This is a genomic window from Sphingomonas sp. 1185, from assembly GCF_040544655.1.
GTDB lineage: Bacteria > Pseudomonadota > Alphaproteobacteria > Sphingomonadales > Sphingomonadaceae > Sphingomonas.
In genome coordinates this window covers 58731-83199 of sequence record NZ_JBEPKL010000011.1, presented here as the reverse complement: position 1 = coordinate 83199, position 24469 = coordinate 58731, and the positions used below count along the sequence as shown (strand labels likewise).

General features: G+C 62.5%; 16 protein-coding genes, 1 tRNA gene and 1 pseudogene. 12 read left to right on the top strand and 6 right to left on the bottom strand.

All coding sequences use genetic code 11. The features are described from left to right. Nucleotides 1-227: 227 nt before the first annotated feature. Entirely contained in the window at nucleotides 228-1259 is a 1032-nt protein-coding gene (locus ABIC44_RS09820) for a purine nucleoside permease (protein ID WP_354295152.1), read from the bottom strand. A 626-nt stretch (nucleotides 1260-1885) separates the two neighbouring features. Between ABIC44_RS09820 and ABIC44_RS09815 the strand changes: the two genes are divergently transcribed. Then, a complete protein-coding gene (locus ABIC44_RS09815) occupies nucleotides 1886-2692 on the top strand; it encodes a hypothetical protein (RefSeq protein WP_354295150.1) in 807 nt (268 codons plus the stop codon). 149 nt (nucleotides 2693-2841) lie between these two features. Next, on the top strand, nucleotides 2842-3864 hold the full coding sequence (locus tag ABIC44_RS09810; RefSeq protein WP_354295148.1) for an IS110 family RNA-guided transposase: 1023 nt from the start codon (nucleotides 2842-2844) through the stop codon (nucleotides 3862-3864). A 326-nt stretch (nucleotides 3865-4190) separates the two neighbouring features. On the opposite strand, the gene ABIC44_RS09805 is transcribed toward ABIC44_RS09810, so the two are convergent. The 3 genes from ABIC44_RS09805 to ABIC44_RS09795 all read right to left on the bottom strand — a co-directional run bounded on the left by ABIC44_RS09805 (nucleotide 4191) and on the right by ABIC44_RS09795 (nucleotide 7327). Further along, nucleotides 4191-4562, bottom strand: coding sequence for a nuclear transport factor 2 family protein (locus ABIC44_RS09805; protein ID WP_354295147.1), 372 nt, complete (start codon nucleotides 4560-4562; stop codon nucleotides 4191-4193). 541 nt (nucleotides 4563-5103) lie between these two features. Next, on the bottom strand, nucleotides 5104-6123 hold the full coding sequence (locus tag ABIC44_RS09800) for an IS110 family RNA-guided transposase (RefSeq protein ID WP_354295146.1): 1020 nt from the start codon (nucleotides 6121-6123) through the stop codon (nucleotides 5104-5106). A gap of 193 nt (nucleotides 6124-6316) precedes the next feature. Beyond that, nucleotides 6317-7327, bottom strand: coding sequence for an alpha/beta hydrolase (locus ABIC44_RS09795; RefSeq protein WP_354295145.1), 1011 nt, complete (start codon nucleotides 7325-7327; stop codon nucleotides 6317-6319). A 471-nt stretch (nucleotides 7328-7798) separates the two neighbouring features. On the opposite strand from ABIC44_RS09795, the gene ABIC44_RS09790 reads away from it, so the two are divergent. The 4 genes from ABIC44_RS09790 (at nucleotide 7799) to ABIC44_RS09775 (ending at nucleotide 14211) form a co-directional block, all read left to right on the top strand. After that, the gene (locus ABIC44_RS09790; RefSeq protein WP_354295144.1) at nucleotides 7799-10183 is read left to right on the top strand and encodes a TonB-dependent receptor; all 2385 of its coding nucleotides are present in this window, start codon (nucleotides 7799-7801) and stop codon (nucleotides 10181-10183) included. After that, nucleotides 10180-12105, top strand: coding sequence for a sulfatase-like hydrolase/transferase (locus ABIC44_RS09785; protein WP_354295143.1), 1926 nt, complete (start codon nucleotides 10180-10182; stop codon nucleotides 12103-12105). Before ABIC44_RS09790 ends, ABIC44_RS09785 begins: the two co-directional genes overlap by 4 nt. 16 nt (nucleotides 12106-12121) lie before the next feature. Beyond that, a complete protein-coding gene (locus ABIC44_RS09780) occupies nucleotides 12122-12925 on the top strand; it encodes a formylglycine-generating enzyme family protein (RefSeq protein ID WP_354295142.1) in 804 nt (267 codons plus the stop codon). A gap of 263 nt (nucleotides 12926-13188) precedes the next feature. Then, nucleotides 13189-14211: an IS110 family RNA-guided transposase gene (locus tag ABIC44_RS09775; protein ID WP_354295140.1), complete on the top strand. Its 1023-nt coding sequence runs from the start codon at nucleotides 13189-13191 to the stop codon at nucleotides 14209-14211. A gap of 489 nt (nucleotides 14212-14700) precedes the next feature. On the opposite strand, the pseudogene ABIC44_RS09770 reads toward ABIC44_RS09775, so the two are convergent. Further along, nucleotides 14701-15509: pseudogene (locus tag ABIC44_RS09770) on the bottom strand (IS5 family transposase). Between the two features lie 332 nt (nucleotides 15510-15841). Between ABIC44_RS09770 and ABIC44_RS09765 the strand changes: the two are divergent. The 5 genes from ABIC44_RS09765 to ABIC44_RS09745 all read left to right on the top strand — a co-directional run bounded on the left by ABIC44_RS09765 (nucleotide 15842) and on the right by ABIC44_RS09745 (nucleotide 21271). After that, a tRNA-Gln gene (locus tag ABIC44_RS09765) sits at nucleotides 15842-15916 on the top strand. 262 nt (nucleotides 15917-16178) lie between these two features. Continuing rightward, a complete protein-coding gene (locus tag ABIC44_RS09760) occupies nucleotides 16179-18014 on the top strand; it encodes a site-specific integrase (RefSeq protein WP_354295138.1) in 1836 nt (611 codons plus the stop codon). 199 nt (nucleotides 18015-18213) lie between these two features. Beyond that, nucleotides 18214-18591: a plasmid mobilization protein gene (locus ABIC44_RS09755; protein WP_294210122.1), complete on the top strand. Its 378-nt coding sequence runs from the start codon at nucleotides 18214-18216 to the stop codon at nucleotides 18589-18591. Next, the gene (locus ABIC44_RS09750) at nucleotides 18588-20519 is read left to right on the top strand and encodes a relaxase/mobilization nuclease domain-containing protein (RefSeq protein WP_354295136.1); all 1932 of its coding nucleotides are present in this window, start codon (nucleotides 18588-18590) and stop codon (nucleotides 20517-20519) included. Before ABIC44_RS09755 ends, ABIC44_RS09750 begins: the two co-directional genes overlap by 4 nt. Nucleotides 20520-20632: 113 nt before the next feature. Beyond that, nucleotides 20633-21271, top strand: coding sequence for a hypothetical protein (locus ABIC44_RS09745; RefSeq protein ID WP_058717033.1), 639 nt, complete (start codon nucleotides 20633-20635; stop codon nucleotides 21269-21271). A 40-nt stretch (nucleotides 21272-21311) separates the two neighbouring features. Here ABIC44_RS09745 and rtcR read toward each other — a convergent pair whose 3' ends face one another. Continuing rightward, nucleotides 21312-22904 (bottom strand): RNA repair transcriptional activator RtcR, encoded by a 1593-nt coding sequence (gene rtcR / locus ABIC44_RS09740; protein WP_058717032.1) that lies wholly within the window; start codon nucleotides 22902-22904, stop codon nucleotides 21312-21314. A gap of 256 nt (nucleotides 22905-23160) precedes the next feature. On the opposite strand from rtcR, the gene ABIC44_RS09735 reads away from it, so the two are divergent. Further along, nucleotides 23161-24387 (top strand): RtcB family protein, encoded by a 1227-nt coding sequence (locus tag ABIC44_RS09735; RefSeq protein WP_058717031.1) that lies wholly within the window; start codon nucleotides 23161-23163, stop codon nucleotides 24385-24387. Nucleotides 24388-24469: the final 82 nt, after the last annotated feature.

Here is a 24469-nt window from a genome sequence, read left to right as displayed (position 1 = left end):
AGGTTCAGAGGGGCCGCCACGGCGGTCCCATAAGGATCCCAATCGGGACGCTTTAACGGCGCGGTGACGGGGCGTTAGCGTATATAAGTCTATCTATTTAACGCCCCCAGCTCGGGCGTCATGCGTGGTCGGGACACACACATGACGTACCTGTCCCATGCGACATCCTTCCCTTCCAACGAAAGGATCGCACCAACAAACTGCGGGATCAAACATCTAGGCATGCCTTACCGAGAGGAGTTTTGCGGATCATTTGAGCTTGGATCGACGCTCGGTATATTTTTGGCATAGATGTCCCAGTGGGCGAGCAGTTCGTGGACGACAGGAACGCCAACGCGGTAATTGGCTTCGTAAGCCGCCATTTGTCCTGGGCCTTCATCACCGACACTGGCGATTGCCGACGTTCCGGGCGGCGGCATTGACGGATTGCTGCCCGTGCGCAGGACCATGACGCGTGCCGGATCCACCAGCTTGAGTTTTCCGCCAAGTTCAATGGCGCCAGCCAATGTCTGGCTTTCCATATTGGTCATGGCAAAAACACCCTTGTTTTGCGTCCACAACTTGACCCAGTCGCGTGCCCACTTGGTGCGCCCCGGACCATGCCAGTAACGGCGAGACCCCAGCGTTTCACCCATTAGGACAAACGGCGGGCGCTGGGCGTTGGGATATCCTTTCCATGCGGCGCGCGCCTCGCGAAGCGCGGGAGAATCGGGGATTTGGATTGAACGTGTCCGTTCAAATGCCCAGCGCGCAAGGCCCTGGTTCAACTCGATCGCCATGCCCAGCCCAGATGTGTCGTCGCTTCCGCCAAAACTGTTGCCATTGGTCGGCAGCATATCGGGCCTGTCCGCACCAATCGCGAAAAGCCCATAGGGCCAAGATTCCGGCACTTCGCGATCGTCGAACTCGCGCAGCGTATCACCCTGTACCACCCAGCGCGCCCATGCCGCGCTACCCACGGACGCAACGGCAGGATCGACACCCGAAATACCCGTGAACAGCCAATATGTCCTGGTGAAGTCGAAACGGGGGTCCATCAACAGACCGATCAACTGCTGGCCATTGTCGCTGAATAGGGTGCCGGTACCGCCCCAGACCATGCCGTAAAGTCCCTGCGCATTTCGTCGCAGGGGGTGCGTCGCACCCGGCAACGGGATGACTTCATTCAGATGTTCGCGTTCGGCCCATAATTGGAATTCGCCGGGAACGTCACCTGTGTCCTTCCCCGGCTCAAAATTTGCAACGACGACAACCTTCACCGGTACTCGCTGGTTCACGGGCAAGGAGGGCACCGATGGCTCCTGCGCCATCGCTGGCGTTAGCAGTGAGACAGCAAGGGAGAGGGAGAGGGAGAGGGAGAGGATAGATGAACGAATGAAAGATTGCATTGCTATGTCTCGCACTCTTGAAATCGGAAAACTTATAAAGTTGAATGCCCGAATTAAATCTGCGGGGATGGATTGCGCTTTGTGACAATCTCGCGCAGCGCTTCCGGCGAAGGGCACGAATTAACCATCGAGCGCGTGTATACAAACGCCATGAATTAGACGCCTTGTTGCAATAAATAGGTCGGCCTCGAATGCAGCGGCAGAGCAATAAAACTCTTTGACCTATCCTAAACGGTGAGTGAGCGTCGTCGCGCTGGCATAGGTGCGGCAGCGGCGCAGAATTCCTCAGCGCCTGACTCTCATTCCACCCCTCTCCGGCGAGTATGACGCCGCGTCCTCATTTCACTGAACCGCGCCAGGCTTTCCACAAACGAACGGCCCGCGAGACGGCCGGAGGCTTCCCACAAGGATGGTGGATCGGGAATGGGTTTCGCCACCAATGGTGGTACCGTACCCTCTCCGATCACAGGGTATATGGCCTACCAATAGGGGGAAGCATGCCGTTAACGCTCGCCTTTTTGGCAGTTATAAGCGATCTGACCACGTTGGAAGCGAATGTTACTTCCGCATGTTCTAGTAAAATGGGAGCCTTGCAGCGACACACCAAAAGCTCGGGGCATGTGATCCGAATTGGTCGTTCAGGGATATGTTACGACGGTGAAATAGAAAAGAATGGAGGATCATCTCTAATTAAAGCCATCAAATCTATTCCCGACCGCAATAGTCCGGTCATTGTCATCAGATCACAAGGAGGTGATGCCAACGTCGGGCTGGATATAGCCGAAGCAATAATACATCGTAAATCATCAGTGATTGACTATGACTACTGCATATCGAGTTGCGCTAATTACGTCCTTGCGTCTGGATATCGGAAGATTGTTAATCGCGACGCAGTACTTGGCTTCCACGGAGGTGCCGAGTCCGTCTCATTCTCACAAATATTATCCGCCTTTAAACAAATGGGTGTACCCAATCCACTCCAACTCGCTCGCCACGCCCAATTAGGCCTGAATGCAACAGCGCATCGGCAAAGTGTTTTTCTGGAGAAATCGGGAATATCAGAAAAACTATTTGACTGGATAAACGACTTTAACAACCTGCCCGACAAAAAACGCAAGGCTATATGTAGTGATTCGTCCAATTATATCGTCTTTTCGCCGACATTTTTGAGCAGCTTTGGCTATCACTTAGCCAGTTACAAAGGCCCTTCTTCTCCTATTGAGCTTCGGAAAGCGTTGGTCCGCATTGGAGATGCGGCGTCAGCGGCTTGCTATGTCGCTTATCAACACCGCAATTTGCGCTGATGGAAAGAAGGTTCCCCAAAAACATGGGGTAATCGCGGGAGCGGCACTCCGGTCTGTAACGAGATAGATGCTGGTGGCTGTTCCCCGATAAGATGGAAGAACGGGCTCACGACAGGAAGCCGGGCCCAGGCATCTGATGGAGAACAGCCATGGACGAGTATATCGGGCTCGACGTTTCGCTGAAAGACACGGTGGTATCCATTCGGCGCGGCGGCAAGCGGGTCTGGCGCGGCAAGTGCCCGTCGGACCCGCAGGCGATTGCGGCGCTGATCCGCGAGCGTGCGCCCGCAGCCAAACGAGTGGTGTTCGAAACCGGACCCCTGTCCGTCTGGTTCTTCCATGCGCTCAGCGCGGAGGGAGTGCCGGTGATCTGCATCGACGCGCGCCATGCCAAGGCGGCGCTCGACATGGCGGCGAACAAGACCGACGCCAACGACGCCGATGGCTTGGCTCACCTTGCGGAGGTCGGCTTCTACAAGGTGGTGCGGGTCAAGAGCTTCGACAGCATGCTGACGCGCACATTGGTGGCGGCGCGGACCCGGCTGGTGCGGATCGGGACGGAGCTGTCGAACCAGATCCGCGGCCTGATGAAGACGTTCGGCCTCGTCGTGCCGCTGGTCACTGGCGGCAAGTTCGAGCGCCAGGTCGAGGCGTTGCTGATCGACAATGCGGACCTGGGCCGGATCATCCGCCCGCTGATGGAAGCCTGGCGCGCCGTTCGCCTGCGCGCAGCGGAGTTGAGCCGCACGCTGTTGGCGGACGCCCGACGCAGCGATGCCTGCCAACTCCTCATGTCTATTCCGGGCGTTGGCGTCGTGACCGCCACGTCCTTTCTCGCGGCGATCGAGGAGCCTGGCAACTTCAGGCGCTCGCGATCGGTAGGAGCGTGGCTCGGCTTGACGACCCGCCGCTACCAGTCCGGTGAGGTCGACTATGACGGGCACATCTCCCGTCGGGGTGACAGTCACCTGCGCGGGCTGCTCTATGAGGCCGCGACATCGTTGCTGACCCGCAGCCGGACAGAGTCCGATCTGCGTAGCTGGGGTCTGACGCTGCGGGAGCGACTCGGCTTCAAGCGCGCCGCAGTGGCCGTCGCCCGCAAGCTCGCCGTCATCATGCACACCATGCTGACCACGGGCGAACCGTTCCGCAGCACGACCGCTCCCGCCTGACCAAGAGCTCGCTGGCGCTGCAAGGCGCTTACGAGGCGTCCTGCCGGGACGTAGGCTGACCCATTCCGTGCCGTTCGTTGCACCAGTCGCCTGTCGGCGGTCCAGTGCGTCGAAAACATAGGAAGGGTCATCCGCGAAGCCCCATCATGCGGCGGCCCATGCCGACCGCGAAGACGACCATGCTTCCGGCAACGATACCTCAGATTTGTCTTGCAACCAGCGCGATTAGACGACGAACGGCCAACGAGACGGCTGCCGCTTTCCCATTGGGATCAAGAAATGGGAAGGGCCAAAGGCCCCTCCCACACCGTCGATTGTCGCAGAAATCAGCTCAAATCCACGATCCGCGTCAGCAAGTCTTCCCTAATCGTCATGAATGATGCGCCTCGCATGGCGATCGGTTCACCGGCCTTCATAGACCCAAGATCAACAGCCGGGGTGCCGGTCCAATCCACCTCCATTGCGACACGATCACCATCAACAACTGCGTTGGTGATGGTCTGATGGCGGACCGTGAATATCGTGGCAGCTTGTTCCGCAAGTTCGGCGAAGGCTGCCCGACCTTCGATCGTCATACTTTGCCCCAAATTTGATACGTTCTCGAACACAACATCGTCGCCGACCCATGCCACCAGCGCGGCTGGGTCCTTCCGATTGTACGCATCGATGTAGCTTTGAATGATTGCAGATAGCGTCACAGCTATCGCCCTTCTTCGAGAAGCGCGGAGCCTGTCACCATTCCGTTTGGCAAGGCAGACACCGCTTCAAACGGACAATGCCTGTAGGCATTGGTTCACTCGGACGGACCCGACCTGACGTATCAGGCCGGGTTATTAAATCGTCCGCTGGTCGCTACCGCGATGTGAACAACGAAGGTCATGCGAGCAGTATTGTCTTTATGAGATTGTCGAGCAGGCAGCATAACCGACGGACCTTCCCGATAGGGAAGGGCGCGCGAGACGGCCGCGTCATTCCCACTGGGATCGAGTCGTCTAATCGCATGTCATAGGGCAAGTCCTTTTTCTGGGAGGATACGTCGTATGCCGGGGCACGGTCGTCTTCGCGGTCGAGACATGTCGCCGCATGATGGGTGTCTGCGAAGCGGATCTTCCAATGTTTTGGACGCACGCGCCTTGCTCTTGGCTGGGTGGTGCAACTCGATCCTCGGAATGATCCGGCTCACGTCCCGGCAGGGACGCCTCGGGGCGCTGCGGCAGCGCGTCCAAGCTTGTGAAAAGGTCAGGCGGCAGCGGTCCGATAGAACAACTCGCCGGATCGCAGCATGGCATGCATGATGACGGCCAGTTTGCGCGCAACGGCAATGGCGGCCCTCTTGAAGCCGAGCCTCTCGCGAAGCTTCAGCCCCCATGTTCGCAAGTCGCTATCGGCGTGAACGCGGGTCAGGATCGTCGTCGCGGCCTCGTAGAGCAGTGAGCGCAGGTTCGCATCGCCGCGCCTGGAGATATGCCCGTCATAGTCGACATCACCGGACTGGTATCGCCTGGTCGTCAGGCCGACCCACGCGCCGACCGATCGTGACTTCGCGAAGTTCGCCGGGTCTTCGATGGCGGTGGTGAAGGTCGTCGCCGTGACGGCGCCGACGCCGGGGATCGACATCAGCAACTGGCATGCCTGGCTTTGCCTAGCAGCCGCGGTGAGCTGGCGCCCGAGTTCGGCGGCACGGACGCGCATGGCCCGCCAAGCCTCCAGTATCGGAAGGATGATGCGGGCCAGCGCCTCCTCGCCCTCCAGCAGCCGGCGGACGTTCTTCTCGAACACGCCGCCCTGACCGCTGGGCACGACCAGCCCGAAGGTCTTCATCAGGCCGCGGATCTGGTTGGAAAGACTGGTCGCCACGCGGACCAGCTTGCTGCGCCCCGCCACCAACGTGCGCATTAGCATGCTGTCATAGCCTTTGACGCGGACCTCCCGATAGAAGCCGATCTCGGCGAGATGCGCCAGACCGTCGGCGTCGTTCGCGTCGGTCTTGTTGGCCGCCATGTCGAGCGCCGCCTTTGCATGACGCGCATCGATGCAGATCGCCGGCAAGCCCAGCGCGGTCAGCTCATGATAGAACCACACCGACAGCGGGCCGGTTTCGAACACGACCCGTTCCGCATCCGGCGCGCGCTTGCGGATCAACTCGGCCAGCGTCTGCGGATCCGAAGCACATTTGCCGCGCCAAATCCGCTTGCCCAAATGCCGTATGGAGACGGCCGTATCTTTCAACGACACGTCCAGACCGATATACTCGCCCATGGTTGTTCTCCGTGCGATGCCTGGGCCCGGCGCCAGTCGTGAGCCCGTCTGTCCATCCTATCGGGGAACAACCACCTGTCTGCCGTCCTGTTGGAAGCGGAGACACGGGGCAGATCGCTCCCGCGATTACCCCATGTTTCGGGAATGGGGCGCGATCCCATCTTGGAGCGCGCCCCTCTAAATTACCATGTGGTTACAGCACGCCGATGTTACGCAACCATTGCTCGACCTGCCCCGGCCATTCCTTTGTGATCGGGTGAGCAGTTGGTCGCATTCCGAACGCATGCCCTCCCTTCGCGTAGAGGCGCATGTCAACAGGAACACCGGCATCGTTGAGCGCCAGCGCGTAGGCCATCGGTTGCCGAATGTTGTCGGTCGGGTCGTTCATCGCGTGGATGATGAGCGTCGGGGGTGCCTCACGATTGATCTTTACCCAGGGGGCAAGCTCCAGTTCGTTCTTGCCCTTGCTGGTGTCCAATACACGGGCCGTATAGGCAACGATCGCAAAATCGGGACGTGGTGACACCCGATCCGCTGCATCCCGGACAGGATATGTTCTTTCGTAGTCGTTGCTCATGTTTGTTACGAGGTACGCGCCGGCCGAAAAGCCGATGACGCCAATCTTATGCGGATCGATCCCATACGACGTGGCTTGACTACGCAGCAGGCCCATAGCGCGTTGCGCGTCTTCCAAGCCTAGCAGTACGTCCGGTCGTTTCTGACGCCCATTTACCTTAGGCCAAACTTGCGGTGTTCGATATTTCAGCATGACGCATGTCATGCCCTTCGTAACGACCCAATCGCAGATTTCCGTGCCTTCCAAATCCGTTGCTACCGCATAGAATCCTCCACCCGGCAGCACCAGCATTGTCGCGCCAGTGTTTCGTCCTTTGGGCTTGTAGATCGTCATCGTCGGTCGGGTGACATAGCTTGCCCAATGCCATTTCCTACCGCCTACGAGTGGCGATCCATTTCCCGTTCCTTCAGCTTCGTCGCCCGTGTCCGGTTTCAGCAGGGGGATATCCGGCGACCACAAAGGAATTTGCTTTCCGCCGGCTGTAGGTTGCCAAACCCCCTTCTTCTCGACCTTCGGAACTTCAATCCTCTTATCTGGCGGCGCGTCGCTTTTGGTCGCCTGACCGCAAGCTGCTCCGGCCAAACCAAGTGCAAGGAGCGACGGCACGACAAACCGAAAGCGCGGCAAATTACTGTCTCCAATTTTGAGGGTGCGACCCGCTGGTGGAATCAGTCGAGCTGCGATGACACAGGTTAATTGGGACTGGCATCCGCGCAAGCGGCTACTTCCCGAAATCGAACGGTCAGCGAGATGCCCAGGGCTTTCCCATTGGGGTCAAATTTCGAGAATGGCGTGCCGTTCATGCTCACCCGTATAGCCGGTAGCGCAACCATACTCTTGGAGGCGCGCCAAGCCTGGTTCTTGATCGCAGAAACTGAACGACCGGCGCGACGTGTTCTCCTGGCATCAGGGGGTGGTCGTGATGGTGCCTTAACATTCCGCGATTTAGCGACCTCGCTCAGCGGGGCGCCTACCCCCTCAGCCAATTGCCTGAGTGGGGCAGGAATCACCCCGTTGCCCAAGCGATAGAATTTCTTCGTTTGGCCCATTCTCTTCCGGCGGCAACCTCCACCAAACCAATGGGAATAAGGGGGTTTCGTGTCGATCGTCCATCGCGAGTTAATGGTTGGTGCGCTGCTCATTTTCGCGCCGGTTTGGATGAGCATTCCGGCAAGCGGGCAGGCCTTGGATGCCCCATCAAGCTCGCCGGTCGATGAAGGCGACATTGTCGTCACCGCGCAGAAGCGAAGCGAACGCCTGCAGGATGTGCCGCTGGCCGTCACCGCGCTGTCCGCCGACACGCTGTCGCAGCGGCAGATCAACGATACGAATGGATTGGTCCAGGCCGTCTCCTCGCTCACCTACACGCAAGGCAACAACGTCTCCAACTCGACCTTCCGCGTGCGCGGCATCGGTACGACGCTGTTCAATCAGGGGTCCGAATCCTCCGTGTCGACGGTCATCGATGGCGTCGTCCTCGCTCGACAGGCGCAAGGTTTTGTCGATCTCGCCGATCTGGAGCGGGTGGAGGTGCTGCGGGGGCCGCAAGGAACGCTGTTCGGCAAAAACGCCACGGCGGGCGTCATCAGCGTCGTCACCGCGCGCCCGACCCGGACGTTCACGGCTCGCGCAGAGGCAACCATCGCCGAACTTGGCGAGTACCGGATCAAGGGAACCGTCTCCGGACCCTTGAGCGACACGCTCGGCTTTCGGCTTAGCGGCTTTCGCAATGACGTCGGTGGGCACATCACCAATGTGGCCAGCGGCCGCGACCAGAACGGCTTCAAGAGTTGGGGATTGCGCGGCAAGCTCGACTGGGCTGCAGCTCCAGGGCTCAACCTGCTCGGCACAATCGACTATCGCCATACCGATGCGAATTGTTGCCAGCCGCAATATATCAAGGTGACAACGCCGCTTCTGGCGCAATTGTTGTCGCCGGTGGTCGCCAGCCGCCACAACAGGCAGGTCAGCATCGACGTGCCGTCGTTCAACAACACCCGCCAGTTGCTGGGATCGCTGGAAGCGAATCTCGATCTTGGACGGCACACGCTGACATCGCTGACGGCATGGCAGGATTTCAACTTTGACAACAATGTCGACGTCGATGGCCTGAACACGCCGTCGCCGATCTTCGTGCCGTTCGGCAACGGTCGCGGCATCCTGAACGGGGGGCCGGCGGGCGTGAAGCAGTTCAGTCAGGAATTGCGGCTGACATCGCCGCAAACCGGCGCGATCACTTATGTGGCCGGGCTCTACTTTCTTGATTTGGACGTCACGCGTGGATTCCGCCGTCGCCTCGGCAATTGCGTGGCGGGCGGCGTGAACGGCCCGGCTGTTTTCGGTCAGCCCTGCGCGGCACCGACCTATGTCTCGACCTTCCACAACGCCAAGTCGACGACGCAGCAATATGCCGCATTCGGCCAGGCCGAGTTGAAGCTGGTCGACCGCCTTTCGGCGATCGCCGGGGCTCGGCTACAGCGCGAGAGGGTCGGCTATGAGGGGAACCGTCCCGGCCTGCCGCTGGTGACGGGCGATGCGCCTCTCATGGGGGCGTCGCGTGGCAGCGGTTCGACCCGCGATACCGATCTGTCGGGCAAGCTGGGCCTGCAATATCGCGCCAGTCGTGATGCGCAGGCCTATGTCACATGGACACGCGGCTATAAGGGGGCCGCCTACGACATCGAGGTGAACGCCAATTTCGCGAGCCAGCGCCCCGTCTTGCCCGAAACGGTGAAGGCGTGGGAGGCGGGTGTGAAGCTCGATCTGTTCGACCGCACCCTCTCTCTGAACACTGCGGCATTCTATGCCGATTATGCCAATCTGCAGGTGCAGGCGGCCTATACCGATCCTGTTACCGGCATTGTCTCTACCATCCCCACCAACGCCGGGAGCGCGATTACGAAAGGCGTTGAGGTGGAGTGGATCGCACGCCCGGCACGCGGGCTGACGATCAGTGGCGGGGCTACCTATCTGGCGACGGATCTCGACGTCGATGGGGTAAGTTGTCCCCTCCCTCAGCAAGGAGCGGCACCGGTTCAATCCGGCTTCCCGGTCAATCAGTGCTACCGGACGGCAGCCGGTCGAACGCCGCTGCTGAACGTGCGTGGCGGACGCATCCCGAACGCGCCGTCCTGGCGCGGCACGCTGACGACGCGCTATGAAACCGATCTGCCCAACTCGGACCTCGCCCTGTTCGGGCAGGTGTCGGCCAATGGGCAAACACGGGTCAACTTCTCCCTCGAGCAAGATCCTGAACTGGCGCAGGGCGGTTATGCCACCTTCGACGCCAGCATCGGCGTACGGCAGGTCGCGGGGCGCTATTCCGCGACCCTGTTCGTACGCAATATCGGCGACCGTCATTTCCTGACCAGCGTCGGTCGCGCCGGCCAACTGACCAATGCCGCCAATCCCGGCAACTTGACCGGTTTCCTGCCGAAGGACGCCGACCGCTATGTCGGTGCGACCTTCTCGATCGCTTATTGAGGAACGGATCGATGTCGACGATATCCCGCCGCGACGTTCTGGCCGCCGGTCCTGCGCTGACCGCAACTGGGCTCGCCACCGATGCGCTCGCCGCTGCCACCCCATCCGAACGCCCCAACATCCTGTGGCTTGTCAGCGAGGACAATAACCCGTTCATCGGCGCCTACGGCGATACACTCGCCCATACGCCGACGCTGGACGCATTGGCGAAGGAAGGTCTGCTCTACCGCAACGTCTATACCAACGCGCCCGTCTGCGCGCCGACCCGCTTTGCGATCATCACCGGCGTTCATCCGGAAAGCGCAGGGCCAGCCCATAACATGCGAGCGGTGGCGAAATTACCGAACCTGCTACGCGGCCTGCCACAATATCTGCGCGAGATCGGATATTACTGTACCAACAACGCCAAGACCGACTATAATTCCGACCTTGATCCCGCAGTGATCTGGGACGAGTCGAGCAAATCCGCCCATTGGCGAAATCGACCGGATGGCGCGCCCTTCTTTGCCGTCTTCAATCACGAAACGACGCATGAATCGCGCATATTCAAACCGGTGGAGGGGCGTGTAGAGCCTGCTGCCATACGGTTGCCGGCCTACCTGCCGGACACCCCAGGGATACGGCAAGATTTCGCAACATATTACAATTTAATGGAAAAGATGGACGGCGAAATCGCGCAAAAGCTCGCGGAACTCGACGCCTCGGGCCTCGCGGACAATACGATCGTCTTTTACTATTCGGACAATGGCGGCGTGCTGCCTCGCAGCAAGCGCTATTGCTATGACGAAGGCCATCGTTGCGCGATGATCGTGCGCGTGCCGCCGCGCTGGCGGAGGCTCGCGCCCGCCGCTCCGAACACGCAGATCAGCGCACCCGTCAGCTTCATCGATCTGGCTCCCACCGTGCTGTCGATCGCCGGCATCAAGGCACCCCCGCATATGCAGGGCACCGCCTTTCTGGGCTCACATATGGCGTTGCCGAAACGCTATGCCTTCGGGATGCGCAATCGCATGGATGAGCGCTACGACATGGTGCGAACCGTTACCGACGGGCGGTTCCGCTATATCCGCAACTATTCCCCGCATCGCCCCTGGGCGCAGCACGGTGCGTTCGAATGGCTGGCCAAGGGATATCAGGATTGGGAGGCGGCGCATCTCGCCGGAACCCTCGATCCGGTTCAGGAGGCGTTCTGGGGCAAAAAGCCGTTCGAGCAATTCTTTGATCTGAACACCGACAGGGATCAGGTCCACAACCTCATCGACATGCCCGTCCATGCCCAGCGCATCGCCGAGATGCGCCGGGCGCTCGATGCGCATATGGTGGCGGTCAACGACAATGGTTTCATCCCCGAGGGTTCGCCCGTCGAAGGGTATGACGAAAGCCGCCGTCGGGGGGCCTATCCGCTCCGCCGTGCGATGGCCCTTGCGGCGACTGCGGCGCGCGGTGACACCGCCAACCTTGCCTATTTGAGCGAACAACTCGGCGACGACGACGATGTCCTGCGCTATTGGGCTGCGACCGGCTTCCTGATTTTGGGTGACGCCGCGCGGGATTATCTGTCGCGGCTGGAGTCAGCGATGCGTGACGATCCCTCGCCGCATGTGCGGGTGGTTGCTGCCGAGGCGGTCGCCAACCTCACCGACGGATCGGCCGCGGTGGCGGTACTGACCGATCTCCTCGACCATCATCCCCATCCACGGGTTCGCCTGCAGGCGTTGAACGCGCTGACCTTCATTGGTGACAAGGCGCGGCCCGCCCGTGCGGCGATCGGCCGCGCCGCGCACAGCGACGACCAGTATCTCAACTATGCCGGGCGCTATCTCGAACTGGTCCTGGATCGAACCTACAAGCCCTCGACGCCGACGATGGATATTCAGGCCACCATCCGCAACGCCAATCGCGTCGCGCCGTCGGGCCTTTGACCGCGTGACGGAGGATATGCGCGTCATTCCCGGTCACACGTTTGAGATGGGGTCCGACCGTTTCTACCCCGAGGAGCGTCCCGCGCGGCCCGCTTCGGTTAGCACTTTTCGCATCGACGCGACCCCGGTCACGAACGCGATGTTCGCGCGTTTTGTGGAAGTGACCGGCCATGTCACCGAGGCCGAACGGGGCGAGGATGGAGGTCCGGGCTCACTGCTGTTCGCCTTTCATGATGCTGGGGCGGCATCATGGCGGTTCATCGATGGCCTTTCATGGCAGACGCCCCACGGACATGCGAGCCGCTGGAATTCCATCGAGCAACATCCCGTCGTGCATGTCGGGCATAGTGATGCACAGGCCTATGCCGCATGGGCCGGCAAAAGGCTGGCCACGGAAGTCGAGTGGGAGGCAGCAGCCCGTGGAGGTCTTCAAGGCTGCGATTATGCCTGGGGTGACACGCTGACCATCGATGATCGCATTCCCGCCTCCATATGGGAAGGCGACTTCCCTTCGAGCCGGACACAAGGTCGTGAACTGCCGTTTACCACGCCGGTGGCGTCCCACGAGCCCAATGGTTTCGGCCTGTTCGACATGATCGGGAACGTGTGGGAATGGACTGCCACCAAGGCACCTCCCTTCGACGCTAAACCGAGCTGCTGCGGAACGGAGCGCCAGATTGAAGCGGAAGGCGGAGTGATCAAGGGCGGATCGCACTTATGTGCCCCGAACTGGTGCCGACGATATCGGCCTGCCGCCCGTCAGATCGGGACGGTGCCAACATCCCATATCGGCTTTCGCTGCGCTGCCGACCTCTCATAACGTGTTGAACGTGACGAGTGCATCAGGCACGCCAGTGCGCGCGTGAGGCCACCGCAACAGACGCGGCGATGCTGGCTCCGGACCCAAGAGGTGAGGTGTTCAGTGGGGCATCCTCGGCCAACCACCTCCCCGAAAACATGGGGTAATCGCGGGAGCGGCACTCCGGTCTGTAACGAGATAGATGCTGGTGGCTGTTCCCCGATACGATGGAAGAACGGGCTCACGACAGGAAGCCGGGCCCAGGCATCTGATGGAGAACAGCCATGGACGAGTATATCGGGCTCGACGTTTCGCTGAAAGACACGGTGGTATCCATTCGGCGCGGCGGCAAGCGGGTCTGGCGCGGCAAGTGCCCGTCGGATCCGCAGGCGATTGCGGCGCTGATCCGCGAGCGTGCGCCCGCAGCCAAACGAGTGGTGTTCGAAACCGGACCCCTGTCCGTCTGGTTCTTCCATGCGCTCAGCGCGGGGGGAGTGCCGGTGATCTGCATCGACGCGCGCCATGCCAAGGCGGCGCTCGACATGGCGGCGAACAAGACCGACGCCAACGACGCCGATGGCCTGGCTCACCTTGCGGAGGTCGGCTTCTACAAGGTGGTGCGGGTCAAGAGCTTCGACAGCATGCTGACGCGCACATTGGTGGCGGCGCGGACCCGGCTGGTGCGGATCGGGACGGAGCTGTCGAACCAGATCCGCGGCCTGATGAAGACGTTCGGCCTCGTCGTGCCGCTGGTCACTGGCGGCAAGTTCGAGCGCCAGGTCGAGGCGCTGCTGATCGACAATGCGGACCTGGGCCGGATCATCCGCCCGCTGATGGAAGCCTGGCGGGCCGTTCGCCTGCGCGCAGCGGAGTTGAGCCGCACGCTGTTGGCGGACGCCCGACGCAGCGATGCCTGCCAACTCCTCATGTCCATTCCGGGCGTTGGCGTCGTGACCGCCACGTCCTTTCTCGCGGCGATCGAGGAGCCTGGCAACTTCAGGCGCTCGCGATCGGTAGGAGCGTGGCTCGGCTTGACGACCCGCCGCTACCAGTCCGGTGAGGTCGACTATGTCGGGCACATCGCCCGTCGGGGTGACAGTCCCCTGCGCGGGCTGCTCTATGAGGCCGCGACATCGTTGCTGACCCGCAGCCGGGCAGGGTCCGATCTGCGTAGCTGGGGCCTGAAGCTGCGCGAGCGGCTCGCCTTCAAGCGCGCCGCGGTCGCCGTCGCCCGCAGGCTCGCCGTCATCATGCAGACCATGCTGACCACCGGCGAACCGTTCCGGAGCACGCCTGCCACCATCTGATCCCCTGCTCGCCAGCGTCGCAAGGCGCCAACGAGAGGTCCTGCCGGGACGTAGGCTGATCCATTCCGCGACGTTCGTTGCACCAGACGCCCAGCGCGACCGAGTGCGCCGCAAACATAGGAAGGGTCACCCGCGAAGCCCCATCATGCGGCGGCCCATGCCGACCGCGAAGACGACCATGCTTCCGGCAACGATACCTCAGATTTGTCTTGCAACCAGCGCGATTAGACGACGACGAACGGCCAACGAGACGGCCGGGCCGTGCCCATTGGGGTTCCGATCGGGCATCAGACCGCGACGAACTGATCAGCGAGGGAAGAGAAAGCCATTGATGGTGCCCGCTTTCTCGAAATCTGTTCCCGATTGCTAGTTCCCGAAACCCCCCAGTGGGCACGACGAAAAGAGAAGGCTGCAGGACCCGATTTCGTCGAAATCATTGGGATCAGGCTCGGGAGTAAGTGGCAGTAGAAGTTCCCATGCTAGAGGCTGTTATGAACCTGCGGCGATCGCGGCAGCCTGCTTCATCATGATGCAGGCGAAAGCGACGACGTGAAGTCCGGCGAGTGTTTGAGCATAGCGTTCATAGTCCTTGACGAGACGGCGGAAGCGGGTTGCCCAGGCGAATGACCGCTCGACGACCCAGCGGCGCGGCAGGAGAACAAAGCCGCGCTTGGCCTGCGGCAGTTTGACGACTTCGAGCGCGATGCCATGCTTGTCTGCTGCATCGGCGGCCCGCCCGCCGGTATAGCCTGGTCCACCCAGGCCAGTTCGACCGTGTCGCCGGTGACCGCCTGTACGGTGCGGGCGAGCCGCTCCACCTCGCCGCGATCCTCGGCGCTGGCTGGCGTGACATGGAGGGCCAGCAGATGGCCCAGCGTATCGACGGCCATGTGGATCTTCGAGCCCTTCTTGCGCTTGGCCCCGTCATAGCCGGCCCGCTCGCCACTTTCGGGCGTGGAACGCAGCGTCCGGCTGTCGATGATCGCAGCGGTCGGCTCGGCCTTGTGCCCCGCTGACAGCCGCAGCACCGCGCGCAAGTCGTCCACCAGCGCCTCGAAGCAGCCCGCCGCCAGCCAGCGCTGTGTCTGCTGGTACACAGCCGCCCAGGGCGGCAGATCGTTCGGCATCCACCGCCATGGCGCGCCCGTCTTAACAATGTAGCGAAGGCCGTTGAACACCTCCCGCAGGTCATGCTCCCGCTGCCCGGCATCCTCGCGTTGCAGCAACAGGTACGGTGCAACCAGCAACCATTCCTCGTCGCTCACGTCAGATGGATACGGCTTGCGGCAAATGCTCATCCCACCTCGGATGAATCAGCAAACCTCTCAAGTCCATAACAGCCTCTAGGGACCGCAAGGCAGAGATCGTCCTGGGCCATCGGGCAGTCGGGTGGCTTGGACCCATACGCACTAAGACCATGAAGGCGCTTCTCCGGTTCGACAAATCACGGGCTGATCGGATCAGGGCCGCCGCTCGAGACGTCCGCAGAATTCTCACGTGGACCGTGGGGTGAGCGGAGGGAAGGGGGTTGCGAATTGTGCCCGATTTGTGCCCGCGTGTGGGTTGCGATCGGGCCACGCATTTAGTAGGCGTGAGTAACCCTATAAACCATATAGGTTTCTGCACGCGTTGGGGCGTGGCCAAGCGGTAAGGCACCGGTTTTTGGTACCGTCATACGCAGGTTCGAATCCTGCCGCCCCAGCCATCTGCCTGAAATCCCAGCCAATTGGCTGCTAAGTGTTTGAAGAAGCTGGCTGACTATCAGGGTCGGCGACTGGCACCTGCACAATTGTGCATCGGATTGTGCCAATGCGCTGGCCGGGAAGGCCGCGGTTTTGGACTGTCTTCAACACGTTTACCGGCGCGGGCATATTTTCTGGTGGCGCCGAATTCACCGTTTATTGGATAATGGCACCCTAGATGTCCGGCTGTCGCTGCGCACCACCGACCGGAAGGCAGCGCGCAACATGGGGGCGGCGCTCACGGCGGTGACGCCGAGGGTGCTGGAGATGCTCGACAGGCGGGCCAGGCAGAAGACCGATATCACCGAGCAGGAGCTCCAGGCGATCGCCAAGGCGATGTACGAGGAGCGGCTGGCGGAGGTGTGCACCCTGCAGCGATCGACGCCGTACGATTTTGAGACCCACTCGGCCGCCAATCTGGCGTTCGTCGATTATTTCGAGCGACTGAAGAACCAGGGCGGTCGCATGTCCTTCCTGCCGGCCGAAGAGAGAAAGTTGCAGGCGGAGGGCTGGAGCGCGCAGCGGATCGCCGACCTGCGCAGGATCATCGCCATGCGGGAGGAGCAAGGGATCGACCCGATCCGGCAGGACGAGATCGATCGCCATCTTGCCGCCGCCGGTTTCGCGATCGATGACAGGCTGCGCTGGATGCTGGAACTCGCCCTCTACCCGGCGTACCGCGATGTCTATGCCGCCGCAGAGGCACAGCTGCGAGGTGCGGCCACGCCCAGGGCGGTGGCGCCTGGCAGTACGGCCACGCCTACACCGGCACCGTTCCCCATTCCGGTCGCTGGCGTTCATCCGGCGCCGGTCGGTGCCGCGCCAGCGGTGCCGGACGACTGGCTGCATTGCACCCCGGTCGAGGCAGCGGAGCGGATGATCGCCACGACGCCCCGCCTGCTGGAGCATCGCAAGGGCGGCAAGCGTGAGAAGGACAGCGTCGGCGAACAGACGTTGCGCCAGATCCGCTGGGCTGCCGTGCTGTTGCAGAAGTCGTTGCCGCCCGGCACGCCGATGTGGCGGGTCACCAAGGCGGACATCGTCGAGCTCGACAAATGGTTCGATCAGCTCTCCGTCAACTTCGGCAAGGCGGCTGGCGACCACGACCTCGGGCAGAGCCTGGAACAGGCCGCAGCCGTGTTCGCCGATCGGGTCGAGAATGGCGACGTGCCCATGGATCAGATCGGCTTGTCCACCGGCACCGCCAACAAGCATTTCAACAAATTGGGCCAGATCCACAGCTTCATGCGCAAGGCGGTGCCCATCGCCGAACCGATCGACTTCGGTGAGTTCACGGCCCCGATCGACAAGGACGAACGCGAGGCGCGGCTGCGCTATACACGTGAGCAGGGCGAGGCGATCTTCCGCCTGCCGCCATGGACCGGCTGCGTCGGCGTCGAGGAGCGACTAAAGCCCGGCCCCAAGGTCATCCACGATGGCCTGTTCTATCTGCTGCTGCTGGTCTGGTACACCGGCGCGCGGCGCGAGGAATTGGCCAAGCTCATGCTCGACGATGTCGAGGAGCGGCATGGCATCGACTATCTGCTGATCCGCCCCACCATCACCGGGCGGATCAAGAACAAGTCCGCCCGGCGCGTGATCGTCATTGCCGACGAACTGATCCGGCTCGGCTTCCTGCGCTATGTCGAGGCGATGCGCGCGGCCGGCGAGCAACTGCTGTTCCCGGAATTCGTGCCCGGCGGCGATACCAAGCGGAAGCTGGGCGACGTCTTCTACAAGCTGTGGTGGATCTATATCGCGCCGAGCGTGCCCGACCGGAAGCGCGGTCAGGCGATGCACTCCGCCCGCCATACCGTGTCGGACGAGCTGAAGGACCAGGAGGTCTTCATCGAGTTCCGCAACGATTTGCTCGGCCACAAAGGGACCGGTGGCGAGGGCATGACCCGCTATCCGGGGCGCGCCTCGCTCGAGAAGCTCAAGGCCACGGTAGCGAAGATCCCGATCGTGACCGGCCATCTGTCCGAGCAGCGGACCATCTGCCTCCTGCCGCAGAAACTGCGGCAGGCGCGCCCGACGCGCGCGAAGGGGGACCGCGCATGACGCGCCCCGAGCCAGCCCGGCGGGCTGGGCAGAACAGAAGAACGAGGGTGCGCACCCAGGTGAGAAGGAGCACGCGCTCCGGCTCTCGCCTGCGCGCTGAAGAGGGAGGAAATAAGGTAGCAGGATGGGTGGTGTATGACACCACCGGCCGCGCAGCGGGGCCTGCTCCGCGCCGAAGGCTTGTCGCAGGAGAAACGGCGTGAGCCAGAATGACGCGGGCCGAGCTCCTCGGAAGGCACGCGGCAAGCGTCCGCCGAGGAAGGATTCCGGCAACCGCATCGTCTTCCGGGTGACCGCCGAGGAGCGGCAGCGTCTGGTCAGCGAGGCTGGCGAAGTGGGGATTTCTACCTACGTTCGCGCCCGTCTGTTCGGTGGCGGCGTTCGCAATCGTGACGCCCTGCGCAAGATTGCCGCGCTGCATGTCGCTGGTCGCCGCATCCAGCAGCTGGCCGAGACGCACGATGTCAACGAGTTCGTGATCGCCACGACGCTCGGCGACGTGTGCACCGCGATCCTGGGGTTGGTCGACGAATTGGACGATGTGGTGGATGGCGATGAAAGGGCCAATGCCCCATGATCGTGAAACGCATCCCGGCGCGCCCGGCCGGGCGCAATGCGACCACGGAGCGGGCGAGGCATGCCCGCAACCTCGTCGACTATCTCCGGCAGCCCGAGAAGCAGAGCGAGGAGAAGGATTATCAGGTCGCCTATATGCTGCGCGAGAAGCTCGGCAGCACGAAAGGCGAGCGCCTGTTCCATATCGGTGGTCGCAACTTCGTCAGCACCACCATCGAGGGGCAACGCGCCGAGATGATCGCCGTCGCGCAAGCGGCAACCCGCAGCCCCAATCCGATCGACCACTGGCTGCTCAGTTGGCGTGAGGGCGAGTTGCCGACGCCCGCCGAGATCGACGAAGCGGTCGGCATGTTCCTCGGGCATCTCGGCGTCAGCGACCAGCCGTGCATCTATGCTTGCCATGGCGACACCGACAACCGCCATGTCCACATCGCGCTCAACCGCTATGATCCGCTTGCCCGGCGGATGATCGAGATCAACGACGGCTTCACGCTCGAGGCAGCGCATCAGGCGGTTGCCTTGATCGTCGATCGGTTCGGCTGGCAGGCCGAAGCCGATGCGCGCTACACCGTCGTGGACGGCAGGTTGGTCATGGCGCCGGGGGCCGCGGCAAGGCAGGAGGAGGGACGCAAGCCGCTGGGTATCAAAGCGGCGGCGTTCGAGAACCGGACCGGCTATCGTTCCGCGCAACGCATCGCCCAAGAGGAAGCCGTGCCCCTGATCGGGGCGGCGCGATCGTGGGACGAGTTGCATCGCTCGCTCGCTGAGGCCGGTATCAGCTATGATACCATCGGGACGAACGGCGTCATCCTGTCGGTTGGAAACGAGAAGGTACGAGCGTCGGACGTCGATCGGTCGATCACCCGCGTGCCCATGGAAAAGCGCCTTGGAGATTTCGTCCCGCGAGCGGCCGCTGTGAAAATCGCGGCCCGTGACGTGAAGGGGGAGCGGTTAGCGAAGGCCTTCAGGGCTGATGAATATCGCGGCGAACTCGAGCGGTGGAAGAGGTGGCAGAAAGCCAAGCGCGACTCCGCATCGTCAGAGCATACCACCGATCGTGCACGCGCGGCTGCCCTCGCCAAGCAAAAGGCGCCCAAACGGCCCCCGCCAAATCTGGAAAGCTGGTATTATGAGCAGGGGGAAGGGCCCTTTGCCGAAGCGTGGCGTCATCGCCATAGCACAAGGGCGTTCCCCAGCTTCGGAGTAGGGGGCGGCAAGCGACCGGCCGATCTGCCGTCGATCGATGGATTTCATGCCTATCCCTGCTCGGACGGCGTCCGCTACGCCCGTAAAGTCGATGGTCCCACAGCCTTCCTTGACAGGGGTGAGGCAATCGACGTGATCGCACGGGACGAGGCGGCCATGCTCGCTGCGTTTCGTCTTGCCGTTCGAAAATCGGATGGCCGGGTGATTGTGGCGGGCGATCCCGAATTTCGCGAGCGGACCTTCGTCATGGCCGTCAGATATGGCCTCGCCGATGCACTGGCGGACCCTGACCTAGCGCAGCGGTGGCGCGCGCTTCAGCCGTCGCTCCCGCAACCGGATAATACTCTCGCTGAGCGCCTTGCTCCGCCGCCCGCTGCTGCCGTTGGTCCATCGCTTTCGCCCCTCCCGCCGGCGCGACCAATCCAAGGTGCGAAGGACGATGTGCCTGCAAGCCCGGTCGATGCTGTTGCGGTGGCATCACCATCGGCGAACGTGATCAAACGACCGATGCCCGTCGCGAAACAAACGGCGGTGCCCGAGCCCGTGCCGCAAGCAAAGGTGCTTCCACCGGTATCGACCGGGCCAGACTTGGCGCTGCCCGTGGTGGACCAAAGCAAGCGCCAAAAAGCGCGTCATGCGAACCCGCCCCGCCTGAGCAAAGGGCCGAGCGATATAGACTTTCCCCCCGGTTTTCCTCCTCATGGGCGGGGGGTCGGGCGCTAGGCGCGCGCCGGAAGAACAAGGAGAGAAGCAGGAGTGCGCCTTGGCGGCTGTACCGTCAGGGTGAAAAAGAAGGCGACGCGTGTGCAGCCCACGCCGCCGGAGTGACAAAGACAATGAAGACCAAGAATGCGGCCGTGGTACCGTGGCACAGCCCGGCCGAGGTCATGGACATGATCTATGACGTGCGCGAACCCGGCTGTGAGTCCGTCGGCTATGCGCTGCTGCGCCCGCGATCCCGGCAGAGCGTCAACCACGTCATGGCGGTGTTCGGCAGCAAGCTGGCGCCGTTCAAACCGGAAGCCGATGCGCCGCGGACACCGTGCGGCTTGCCCGTCACGGCCCGCGACCATCGACTGATCCTGGCGCAGGGGGCGCCCGATACCCCGCTGTGGCGGCTGTTGGAGGATTATGATTCGAACGTCCGGCCGCATCAGCGGCTGCTCGCCGCGATCCTGACCATCAAAGGCGAGTATGACATGCCTTCGCATGACCTGCTCGACATGGCGTCGGCCTATGCGGCTGTTCATCTGGCGGGCGGTCGTCGCCTGTCGACGATGGCAGTGCTGCACGTGCCCGGTGACGGACTCAGCACCGCCCGGCAGCATGTCCACCTCTGCGTGTTGGCGCGACAGCACCTGCCGAGCGGATGGGCCGGTGAGCATCCCGATCTCGTGGACACGGCCCATCAACTCTGGGCGGACGAGATCAGCGCCTTCCGCACGGGATGGAGCAGGATCACGGCGGCGGCCTGAGTGGCACGGGGCGGCATCGGCCGCCCCGTATCATACAGGGTCAGCGATCGCCCATCACGTCGGTCCAGCTCAGATCGAACCGCGCCAGATATTTGCGCAGGCGATCGGCGTCGTTGGTCGAGGTGCGCTGACGGCGGGATGCGGCGAACAGGGTACGGCCGGCTTCGGACAAGGAGCGGCTCTCGCGACAGGTCTCCACCACATGGGCCAACTGGACCCGATCGAACGGGTCCAGCGCGTCCAACTGCTCGGGTGACAGCAGATCGGCGAGTGCATCGGGCGCGTCCGCCCCGCCCGTCCAAAGGCGCTTGAGTCGCGCGATCTCGGCGGTGACGCAGTCGACGTTGATCCGTCCCGACGGACTGAAGGTCGCCATGCGGGTGACGCTGGCGGCGAGGTCGCGGAAGTTGCCCGGCCAGCGCGCCTCGGCACTGGTCGCGAAGCCGAGATAACGGTCGCGCGCTTCCTTGTTGAAGGTGATGCGGTCGCCCTCGCGCTCGGCATGGCGGTCGAGTTCATAGTCGAGGTTGGGTGCGATATCCTCGCGGCGCTCGGCAAGGCCGGGCAGCGCGAAGGTCCAGAGATTGAGTCGCGCATACAGGTCGTCGCGGAACGTCCCCCCCGCCACGCAGGCGGCAAGATCGCGATTGGTACCGGCAATCAGCTGGAAGTCGCTTTCGACTTCGCGGTCGGCGCCCACCGGCAGGAACCGTTTGTCCTCGATCGCACGCAGGATCATCGCCTGTTCGTCAAGGCCGAGTTCGCCGATCTCGTCGAGGAACAGCACGCCGGTGTCCGCCGTGCGCAGCAGCCCGGCACGGTCCGCAGCGGCGCCGGTGAAGGCGCCCTTGCGGTGGCCGAACAGGGCCGACATCGCGCTGTCACCCTTCAGCGTCGCGCAGTTCACCTCGACCAGCGGCCCCTTCACCTGTCGCTTGATCCGCTTCAGTTCGTAGATGCGCCGGGCGAGTTGGCTCTTGCCCGCGCCGGTCGGACCCATCAGCAGCAAGGGTGCGCGGCTGCGGACGGCGACCTGCTCGATCTCGTCTATCATCGCGTTAAAGGCGGCGTTGCGGGTGTCGATGCCCGATTTTAGGAAGCTGGTGCTCTCGGCGCTGTCGGCAGCGAAGCGTGTGGCGATGCTGTCGTAGCGCGACAGGTCGAGGTCGATGATATTCCACGTCCCCGCCGCGCCGCCAGACCCGCGGGCAGGCTGTGTCTGAAGCAGGCGACCCGGCAGATAATGTGCCTCGGTCAGCAGGAACAGGCAGATCTGCGCGACGTGCGTGCCGGTCGTGATGTGGACGAGATAATCTTCCGCATCCGGATCGAACGGATAGGCCCGCGCGAAATCGAGCAGCTTTCCATAGACCTCCTCGAAATCCCATGGGTCGGCGAAGTCCATCACCTGCATCTCGACCCGCGTTTCCGGCGACACGGAGGCGATGTCGAGCGCCACGAATGCGGCAAGGCGCGCATGCTGGGTCCCGTGGATCAGGACGAGCCGGTCGATCCGTAGGTCTTCGTGCATGGTGAGGCCGACTGTCGGCCGCCATCGGCTCCACCGCCCGGCGTCAAACTTAGCGGCATCAAGCGTCGAGCCGAGAAAACCGATAGCGACAGTGGGCTTCATGGCGATACTATAGGATAAACTACGATCCATGTCGATCGTAACCACTTGAGGAGTGGATCAACCCGCTCATGATCGAAGTGCTGAAAAATCCCCAATTAGGAAGTGGATAGGAAAGATTTTCGACTGTCGCGCGGCATTTGGCACGCTCCTCGCAAAGCCATGTTCGTCGGATCGCATGGTATCGAACGGTCCGACACGCGGCAGAGGCGGCCGGAATAGGCCGGCCGCCTCACAGGTAAGTCCGAGGAGTAAGACGATGACCGCCACCGCTTACGAATACACCGATGTCCCCGGCGGCGTGCCGATCAAGGCCTGGACGCGGGGCGTTCCCGTCGAGGACGGCGCGCGGGCGCAGTTGGCGCGAGCGGCGCAGATGCCGTTCATCTTCAAGCATGTCGCGGCCATGCCCGACGTCCATGTCGGCATAGGTGCGACGGTGGGTTCGGTGATCCCAACCAAAGGCGCGGTCATTCCGGCGGCGGTCGGGGTCGATATCGGATGCGGCATGATGGCGGCGCGCACCTCGCTGATGGCGAGCGATCTGCCCGACCATCTGGAGGGTGTCCGCTCGGCGATCGAGCAGGCGGTGCCGCATGGCCGCAGCGTCGGCCGGGGCAAGCGCGACAATGGGAGTTGGGGCTCGCCGCCGCCCGCGATCGTCTCGGCCTGGGCGACGCTCGTCCAGCGCTTCGACCGGATCTGCGAGAAGCACCCGCGGCTCAAGAACACGAACAACCTCGTGCATCTGGGGACGCTGGGCACCGGCAACCACTTTATCGAGCTGTGCCTCGATGAAGAAGCGCGGGTGTGGGTGATGCTGCACTCCGGCTCGCGCGGCGTCGGCAACGCGATCGGCACCTTCTTCATCGAGCTGGCCAAGCAGGACATGCGCAAATGGCACCTCAACCTGCCCGATGAGGATCTGGCGTACTTCCCGGAAGGGACCGACCATTTCGACGATTATGTCGAGGCGGTCGGCTGGGCGCAGGATTATGCGGCGCTCAACCGGCGGATGATGATGACCAACGTCATCGCCGCCCTGCGCAAGGTCATCGCCAAGCCGTTCGAGGCGGAGTTGGAGGCGGTCAACTGCCACCACAATTACGTCACGCGCGAAAACCACTTCGGCGAGAACGTGCTGGTGACCCGCAAAGGCGCGGTGCGGGCGGCGAAGGGCGTGATGGGGATCATCCCCGGATCGATGGGCGCCAAGTCGTTCATCGTCCGTGGGCTCGGCAACCCGGACTCGTTCGATAGCTGCAGCCACGGCGCGGGTCGGGTGATGAGCCGGACGGCGGCCAAGAAGCTGGTGACGCTCGACGAGCATATCGCCGACACCGCCGGCGTCGAATGCCGCAAGGACGAAGGCGTGATCGACGAGACGCCCAAGGCCTATAAGCCGATCGAAGCCGTGATGGCCGCCCAGGCCGATCTGGTTGAGATCGTCCATACGTTGAAACAGGTGGTGTGCGTCAAAGGGTGAAGTGGGAGATAGCGACAGGCCGGGGGCCTGTTGCCCCGCGTCACCGGCCGCCAAAGCGGCCGTGGACGACGCACACCATTGG